Source organism: Phocaeicola sp. (genome assembly GCF_057861905.1).
On record NZ_DBMACV010000099.1, the window covers coordinates 1 to 9,109 of the forward strand.

A 9,109-nucleotide genomic window follows, 5' to 3' on the forward strand; every position below is an offset into this window, starting at 1 on the left:
TTATTGTTTCTTTGAAAACAAACCGGATGCATTGCAAGGATACTATATTGAGGACTCAAAACAACTGGCCTTATTCTAAACTTATCCCGAACTCAGGTATGTAATACAAATACCGCCCATCTGCCATCATCCCCGATACAGCCTCATCAGCCGGAATATCCGATATTTTAAATGCCACACTATCGCCTGTACGCAGACAGTACAATTCATTTTTCGAATTTACGTAATACATATTATCACCCTCAGTACACGATGCTACAATTTCCCCGTTCGCATTAAAGATACCGAGGTGAAGCGGAATATTCCACAAAGCGTTTTCCGTAATCAGCACCGTAAAACCGTTTACCTTATCGGTAGCAACAACATTGTTGCAGAACTGCGGAACCTTACGCCTTAATGGAACCGACAGGAACGACTTCAGGTCATCGCTGAGAAACAGATGGCTATCAGCGAAAAAATAATGAATGTTGCCTAACTTATAGTAAATACGGGGAGAAAAATTCAGCCCGACTTCGTACAGCACACTGCCTGCCACATCTTCTACAAGCAACTTTTTCTTAGCCAGTACATATACTTTATTATCATATACCGAAACATTGTAAACCGGCTCTCCGGCGTTCATCAATGCAACTTTCCCATCTATCAGATTTATTTTGAGTAGCCCTTCCTGCGTAGCACACAACAAGTACTCCGGTCCATACCTCCGGATATTATTCACAATAAACGGCCTGCCAGAACGTGCTGTTTCACTATCGTCCGACGGATAAACCAGCTTCAGTTCTCCCTTTCCCGAACGAGGCATGACGTAAAGTCCCTGACTCGTTGCCACATAAAGCGATGCTCCAGCAAGAAGCATATCGTATACCGAATAGTTACAGCCCTTATTGGGAATAGCATACTTATCCATCAAGCAAGTTTCATCCTGACCCAGTTTCCATTTCTGAAGTCCCGAATTACGAATACCCACCCAACATATCCTCCCGTCCGGCAGTATTGAATCTGTTGCGACCTTATAAATGCGATCTGCCCCAATGTTATAACTCTGAAATTTACGCTGCTTCATGTACCATATATCCCCAGCTTCACTTCCTATCCAGAAAGCAGAATCTCCGTCGACGGAAATAGAAGAAAGACGTTCGTTGAAATACAATTCCGTTTCACCCAGACTTCCGGTCCGTTCTTGCTCACTACAACCGGAAAAAACGGATATCACACAAAGGAAAGCAATATAAAAGAAGCTGTTTTTCATCTTATTATCGTTTGATATGCCTGCAAACAAAAAGGTTAGCAACAATACAGATTCGGCCGCAACCAGCCACAAGAGCCAGTCCGGAATCAGGTTCTACCAGCTATTCCTGCCCCATATCCTACGAACAGAAGCCAGTTCTACCAATTGTTTTTATCTGTCTTTATCCGAAACAACAAAAAAGAAGAACGAAATGTTCCAAGAATTCCAATAAATTATCGGTCGGAAAAACACAAAATCTCCCCATCCCCCCAAAAAATCTTCAGGAAACGACGAACAAAATACCAAGAGATTTTGATTTTTTTTGTACAAACTATCTGCGTTTTTGTACAAAACATTTTGTTTTTTGTACAAAAACGCAGAAAAGAAGGAAACGATTTTCCAACCCTATGCAGAACTTTTCCGAACAGCCCCAGCACAAGTTTTTCTATTTTCGGCAAAAGCCCTGCCGGACACTTATTCATCCACTGATTCAGGAAGCAAGTCTGCCTGAATATTATTCATGCTTCCCCATAAACTATAACGGGCTTCGGGATTCATACGCTCCAGCAAACGCAACACTTCCTTCATGTCCGAACGATGAGAATCCTTTTCATACGGACAGTTCTTTATCTGCTTGCGATAACCTCTGACCTGCGCCATCTCTATCAGATCGGCTTCGTGCACCAGACACATCGGGCGGATTATGGTCATATCAAACTTCCGCATCACCAGACGTGGAGGCATGGTACTGAATGCTCCCTGAAACGTCATGTTCATCAGCAGTGTTTCCAGAATATCATCCATGTGATGCCCCAAAGCTATCTTGTTACACCCCTGCTCCTTTGCTACCGTAAAGAGCGCCTTCCGACGGTTCCACGAACAGAGGAAGCACGGCGACTTACGGGTATCTGTCGACGGATCGAAAGATGTTTCATAGCGCACAAAGGGAACCCCCAGCTCTTCTGCGTACGCACGCAAGTAATCCATATCCGACTCGTAAGCAATATTCGTCATGACAACATGTGCAGCAACAACCGAAAAACGAGGCTTGTATATACGCGAACGGCTCGCAAGCAGCTCCAGCAAAGCCAGCGAGTCTTTCCCTCCCGACAGGCCTACCAGTATCTTGTCGCCATCCTCTATCAGTCCATACTGCACAACACCTTTATTAAAACGTTTCTCGATGCGTCGCATCAGCTTATCTTCTTCTGTCAATTTTCCCATACACTTATGTAAACCTAAAAACGGGGATAAAATTACACGAAAAGAACGATTCCCGAAAGATTTTGAAAAATAGAATACCGAAATAGACAAAATTTCGAAGAAACTTCGTATTTTTGAAAATGACATTTTGAAAACAACACGAAAAATATCATGAACAAGAAATATACACTAGCACTTATCGGTTTATGCTACATGGGAAGCGCTTCTGCACAATCGCTTACCCAAGCCAAACAATGGTTCGAAGAAGGAAAATTCGCCGAAGCAAAACCCGTATTCCAGAAGCTCGTAAAGCAAGCCCCGTCGAACGCCAATTATAATTTCTGGTACGGAGCATGCTGCTACGAAACCGGCGACCTGAAAGAAGCCCAGCCTTATCTGGAAAAAAGTGCTGCCAGAAAAGTAATAAACGCTTACTTATACCTGGGAAAATTATATTATTCCATGTACCGTTTCGATGAAGCTACAGAAAACATCGAAGAGCATATAGAATGGCTGGAAAAGAAAAAACGCGACACATCCGAAGCCGAAAAGGAACTCGACCGCTGCCTTCAGGGTGCACGCATGCTGCGTGGTACAGAAAACGTAGCTGTGATAGACAGTTTCGTGGTAGATAAAAACGACTTCTTGTCCGCCTATAAGCTGAGCAAAGAATCGGGAACGATTTCCATGAGCGAAGACGGATCGGGAACTTCCTTCATCAACGAACTGGGAGATAAAATGATTTTTACCCAAGCATCCGGCGATGGAGAAACTCATTTGTATTCACGCATCAAACTGATAGACAAATGGGAAGATGCTAAGCTTCTGGAAGGGCTGAACGAAAGCGGGCACAACCAGAACTATCCTTTCATGGCTTCCGACGGTATTACACTTTACTTTGGAGCACAAGGAAGTGAAAGCATGGGCGGATATGATATTTTTGTTACCCGATACGACTCTGACGACAACACCTATCTCCGCCCGGACAATATCGGCATGCCGTTCAATTCTCCATACAATGACTATATGTACGCCTTGGACGACCTGAACGACTTGGGATGGTTTGCCTCCGACCGTTATCAGCCGGAAGGAAAAGTTTGCATTTATGTATTCGTCCCCAACGAAAGCAAACAGGTATACGACTACGAAAATACAGACCCACAAGCCATTATTGACGCAGCCTGTCTGAAGGAAATAAAGAAGACGTGGAGTGATGTCGACAAAGTCCGTATTGCCAGACAGCATCTGGCACAAGTAATGTACGGCAACAATACGGAAAAGAAAAAAGGAGATTTCCAGTTTATAGTAGATGATAATGCTGTTTACCATACATTGTCCGACTTCCGTTCCAAAGAAGCACGCCAGTTGTATGCTTCTCTTATGCAAAAAGAGAAGGACCTTGCATCGATGGAAGAATCGTTAGAGAATCTGCGCAAAGCATATCAGCAAAGTAACAAGGCGGGAAAAGAGAAACTTGCTCCCGGTATACTTGATAAAGAAAAACGGACCAACGAACTGCGTCGTGAACTGGAAGAGCTGACTCTCTCCGTACGCAATACCGAGCTGAAGGCATTGAAACAGTAAAATTAGTACAACCTAACCCTAACTAACAACATGGAAATACTGATTATCATAGCACTTATAGTAGCAGGTCTGCTGCTTTTTGCAGTAGAAGTGTTCCTTGTTCCGGGCATTACCCTTGCAGGTATTGCCTCAGGAATCAGCCTGCTCTATGCCATTTACTACGCATTCCACAATGTGGATACGCAGACAGGATTCATTACACTGGCTATTGTAGTTGCCGGAATAATCGGTGTTACCATCTGGTTCATGCGCTCCAAAACCGTAGACCGTTTGTCCCTCAAAAAGACACTCGACTACAAACCCCAGCCACTGAAAGGAACAAACATTCAAGTAGGCAACACAGGTACGTCACTGACCCGCCTTACCCTGATAGGAAACGCAGAAATAAACGGACACATTGTCGAAGTACAGTCTGCCGACGGATTTATCGAAGAACGTACTCCCGTACGTGTGGTCCGCATAGACAACAGCACAGTGTACGTAGTACGCTGCAACCAGCAGTAATCTTTAACCTTAAATACCATTTGAATTATGATTGATTCCTATTATCTCCCGTTCATCCTGGCCATTGGAGGCGTCATTTTATTGGCAGTCTTCTTCCATTACGTGCCCTTCTTTCTCTGGCTTTCTGCCAAGGTTTCGGGTGTACGTATCTCGCTCGTCCAGCTTTTTCTGATGCGAATCCGCAACGTTCCGCCCTATGTGATCGTACCGGCTATGATAGAAGCCCACAAGGCAGGACTGAGTACCATTACCCGCGATGAACTGGAAGCCCACTATATGGCAGGCGGACATGTAGAAAAGGTGGTGCACGCACTGGTGTCGGCTTCGAAAGCCAATATCGATCTTTCGTTTCAAATGGCAACAGGAATAGATCTTGCAGGACGTGACGTGTTCGAAGCCGTACAGATGTCCGTCAATCCGAAAGTCATCGATACGCCCCCCGTAACAGCCGTAGCCAAAGACGGTATCCAGCTCATTGCCAAGGCACGTGTGACCGTACGTGCCAACATCCGCCAACTGGTCGGTGGAGCCGGCGAAGATACCGTTCTGGCACGTGTAGGCGAAGGTATCGTTTCGTCCATCGGCTCGTCTGAAAACCACAAGTCGGTACTCGAAAATCCGGACTCTATCTCCAAACTTGTACTGTGCAAGGGGCTGGATGCAGGTACAGCTTTCGAAATTCTGTCCATCGATATTGCCGATATCGACATAGGCCGTAATATCGGAGCTTCCCTGCAAATAGACCAGGCAAACGCAGACAAAAACATCGCTCAGGCAAAAGCAGAGGAACGCCGCGCCATGGCAGTAGCTCTGGAACAGGAAATGAAAGCAAAAGCTGAAGAAGCCCGCGCCAATGTTATACAAGCTGAAGCAGAAGTCCCGAAGGCAATGGCCGAGGCTTTCCGCAACGGCAATCTGGGTATCATGGATTATTACCGGATGAAAAACATCCAGGCTGATACCGATATGCGAAGCAGCATTGCCCGTCCTGATGCGAATCCAGCCGGACACGAGCCTATCGGCAAATAAAGCCTCGGCAGCCCCATCAAGAAATTCAACAGACTAAATAAAAAAATAACTCTTATGAAAAAGTATTTTCCACCCTCAGAATTAATTATAAACGAAGATGGCTCTGTATTTCACCTCCATGTGAAACCGGAACATCTGGCAGACAAGGTAATTCTCGTAGGCGATCCCGGACGAGTGGCGCTTGTCGCATCTCACTTCGAGAGCAGAGAATGTGAAGTAGAAAGCCGTGAATTTCATACCGTAACCGGTGTATATAAGGGAAAACGAATTACAGTTACCTCTACCGGAATTGGTTGTGACAATATAGACATTGTGATGAACGAACTCGATGCGCTGGCAAACATCGATTTTCAGACACGTGAAGAGAAAGATACTTTCCGCCAACTGGAACTGGTACGAATCGGAACTTGCGGTGGCTTACAGCCTTATACGCCTGTAGGAACCTTCATCTGTTCTGAAGTATCGGTAGGATTCGACGGACTCTTGAACTTTTATGCAGGCAGAAATGCCGTATGCGACTTACCGATGGAACGTGCTCTTCTGAATCATCTGGGATGGAGCGGTAATATGTGCGCACCGGCACCTTACGTCATCCATGCCAACAAAGAACTGGTAGAACGTATTGCCGGAACAGACATGATACGAGGTGTCACAGTGGCCTGTGGCGGATTCTTTGGTCCTCAGGGCAGACAGCTCCGTATTCCACTTGCCGACCCTCATCAGAATGAAAAGATAGAAAGCTTCGAATATCAGGGACATCGCATCACGAACTTCGAAATGGAAAGTTCGGCACTGGCAGGTCTGGCACGTCTGCAAGGACACAAGGCTACTACAGTGTGCATGGTGATAGCCAATCGCGTAGCCCAAGAAGCCAATACGGGCTACAAGAACCAGATAGACGATCTGATAAAAATCGTGCTGGAGCGTATCTGATCGTTATCAGTACATAGCAAAATACCTGAAACCGTTTTCATCTTCTTGCAGGAAGAACGGCTTCAGGTATCGTCAATTAATCGTTTCGGGAGATTCAAATCAAGAGTCCGATGATATACTGTCAGGCAATCGTTCAGAAATAACTTCAGCTATCGCCTGATTTATTCGAATGCGGTACAACGACCATCCCCATAAATAAAGAAATAACACAGAAGAAAACTTTCTCGCTCTAACCAGAAGAATCTGTAAAAGACGTTACTTCTGAAAACAAAATCTATCATTAAAAAAGAGGGATAGCCGTAAAATATCAGACTCTAATGCTTATACAAGGACAGCTTGTCTACCCCCGCAACATTCAAACGAACATTATCATTTTTATGGAAGCAAGTTTCAAACAAGACAATAAACTAAACAAAGCAGAACGTTATCAAACATTTCTTACACAATTCGCTCCACTCATAGAAGGAGAAAAGAACGAAATCAGTGTACTGGCCAATACCTGTGCCGCTTTGAAAGAAGCATTTGACTTTTTCTGGGTGGGCTTTTATCTGGTACACAGCGGCGAACTTCATCTGGGACCGTTTCAGGGAAGTGTAGCCTGCTATCGTATCAAAAAAGGACGTGGGGTATGCGGTACCGCTTGGTCGGAAGTACAGACGCAGGTCGTACCCGACGTAGACCAGTTTCCGGGACATATAGCATGCAGTTCCCTCTCCCGTTCGGAAATCGTTGTTCCGATAATCGTCAACGGAGAAGTGAAAGGTGTGCTCGACATCGACAGCGACCAGCTGAATACATTTGATGAAACCGACCGAATTTATCTCGAAAAAGTAGTCGGCCTCCTCATCCGGGAGCTTTACTCCCCACAATAATATTGTCCAAACTTTTCCGGAAATAAGCCGAAAAAGCCGTATCTTTGTGCGATTTAAAAAGCAAGAAAATATCGTGAATATACAACAAACAGAAGATACTATTTGTGCCATTGCTACCGCTCAAGGCGGAGCCATCGGCACGATCCGTGTTTCGGGAACTCAGGCTATTGCCATCACCGACCGAATTTTTACTCCTGCCTCGGGCAAGCCACTGGCAGAACGTAAGCCGTATACACTGACATTCGGACACATTCTCTCTCCCGAGGGTGAAGTGATAGACGAAGTACTGGTCAGCCTTTTCCGTGCCCCTCATTCTTATACCGGTGAAGACTCTGTAGAGATATCCTGCCATGGCTCGTCCTACATCCTGCAACAGGTCATGCAACTCCTTATTAAGAATGGATGTCGCGCAGCCGGACCGGGTGAATATACCCAGCGTGCTTTTCTGAACGGCAAGATGGACTTGAGTCAGGCAGAAGCCGTAGCCGACCTGATTGCCTCAACTTCTGCCGCCACACACCGCATGGCCATGAACCAGATGCGCGGCGGATTCAGTCGCGAACTGTCTGCCTTGAGAGAAAAGCTGCTTCACCTGACTTCCCTCATGGAGCTGGAACTGGATTTCAGTGACCACGAAGAACTGGAGTTTGCCGACCGTTCGGAACTGGAAGAAATAGCCCGTCAGATAGAACAAGTCATCAGTCATCTGGTCGACACCTTCAGTGTCGGCAACGCATTGAAGAACGGTGTGCCAGTTGCCATCGTGGGAGAAACCAATGCGGGTAAATCGACTTTGCTGAATGCGTTACTAAATGAAGAACGAGCTATCGTAAGTGATATCCACGGCACGACACGCGATGTCATCGAAGATACGATGAATTTAGGTGGTGTCACCTTCCGCTTTATCGATACAGCCGGAATCCGTGACACGACTGATACCATCGAAAACTTGGGTATCGAACGCAGTTTTCAGAAACTGGAGCAGGCAAACATTGTGCTTTGGGTGATCGATGCTACTTGTGCTGAGGAACAATATCGTGAACTGGCTGAAAAGATTCTTCCCCGATGTGAGGGCAAGCATCTGGTTATCGTTCTAAATAAATCGGATCTCCTGCCTTCGGATAACGCTTATTCTTCTGAAAGCAATGATTCGATGAATCAGAATATAGCCAGTCGGGAAGCTGGTACTCCCAACGTTACGAGTCTGGAGTCGACTTCCTCTGCCAATCTGACGTTTCCAAACCTGCCCGAAGATGCTTGTGCCATTTCTCTTTCTGCTAAACAAAAAGAGGGTATTTCTCAACTTCAGAAGCAATTGGTAGATTTTGCAGCCTTGCCTGACCTTTCACAAAATGATGTGGTGGTAAGCAATATCCGTCACTATGAAGCATTGAGCCGTGCACTGGAGGCTATTCATCGGGTACAAGACGGTCTGGCCATGCATCTCTCCGGTGATCTGGTGAGCCAGGATTTACGTGAATGTCTTTTCCACCTGGCTGAGATCGTGGGCGGGGAAATCACTAATGATGAGGTGCTGGGGAATATATTCAAGCATTTCTGCATCGGCAAATAACTATCTGATTATCAAATAGTTAAATTGACTATAATCGATTAATATGGCGCTCTTTACGGGCGCCTTTTTTGTTGCTCAAGTATCGTTGATAATCGTTGCTAAGCCTTTTTACGCCATTTTTTGTACCTCCTGTGTACCTCACCACGAAAATCCGAGGATTATCGTTGGCAAGGTCGTGGAGAA

General features: G+C 45.6%; 8 protein-coding genes. 6 read left to right on the top strand and 2 right to left on the bottom strand.

From position 1 onward, the window contains the following. Positions 1 to 70: 70 nt before the first annotated feature. Together ACZM60_RS13715 and ACZM60_RS13720 are read right to left on the bottom strand one after the other, a co-directional pair. Entirely contained in the window at positions 71 to 1,249 is a 1,179-nt protein-coding gene (locus ACZM60_RS13715; protein WP_489521776.1) for a hypothetical protein, read from the bottom strand. Positions 1,250 to 1,702: 453 nt separating this feature from the next. Beyond that, positions 1,703 to 2,452: a PP-loop family protein gene (locus tag ACZM60_RS13720; RefSeq protein WP_489521777.1), complete on the bottom strand. Its 750-nt coding sequence runs from the start codon at positions 2,450 to 2,452 to the stop codon at positions 1,703 to 1,705. 150 nt (positions 2,453 to 2,602) lie between these two features. On the opposite strand from ACZM60_RS13720, the gene ACZM60_RS13725 reads away from it, so the two are divergent. The 6 genes from ACZM60_RS13725 to mnmE all read left to right on the top strand — a co-directional run bounded on the left by ACZM60_RS13725 (position 2,603) and on the right by mnmE (position 8,926). Then, complete coding sequence (locus tag ACZM60_RS13725; RefSeq protein ID WP_489521778.1) at positions 2,603 to 4,015, top strand: tetratricopeptide repeat protein; 1,413 nt, start codon at positions 2,603 to 2,605, stop codon at positions 4,013 to 4,015. A 30-nt stretch (positions 4,016 to 4,045) separates the two neighbouring features. Then, entirely contained in the window at positions 4,046 to 4,519 is a 474-nt protein-coding gene (locus ACZM60_RS13730) for an NfeD family protein (RefSeq protein ID WP_021971431.1), read from the top strand. A 27-nt stretch (positions 4,520 to 4,546) separates the two neighbouring features. After that, on the top strand, positions 4,547 to 5,548 hold the full coding sequence (gene floA, locus ACZM60_RS13735; protein ID WP_489521779.1) for a flotillin-like protein FloA: 1,002 nt from the start codon (positions 4,547 to 4,549) through the stop codon (positions 5,546 to 5,548). Between the two features lie 54 nt (positions 5,549 to 5,602). Beyond that, entirely contained in the window at positions 5,603 to 6,481 is an 879-nt protein-coding gene (locus tag ACZM60_RS13740; RefSeq protein WP_021971429.1) for a nucleoside phosphorylase, read from the top strand. Positions 6,482 to 6,858: 377 nt separating this feature from the next. After that, complete coding sequence (locus ACZM60_RS13745) at positions 6,859 to 7,353, top strand: GAF domain-containing protein (protein ID WP_418586932.1); 495 nt, start codon at positions 6,859 to 6,861, stop codon at positions 7,351 to 7,353. Between the two features lie 73 nt (positions 7,354 to 7,426). Next, positions 7,427 to 8,926 carry a tRNA uridine-5-carboxymethylaminomethyl(34) synthesis GTPase MnmE gene (mnmE, locus tag ACZM60_RS13750; RefSeq protein WP_489521780.1) on the top strand — a complete coding sequence of 500 codons (1,500 nt, stop codon included), beginning with the start codon at positions 7,427 to 7,429 and terminating at the stop codon, positions 8,924 to 8,926. Positions 8,927 to 9,109 lie beyond the last annotated feature (183 nt).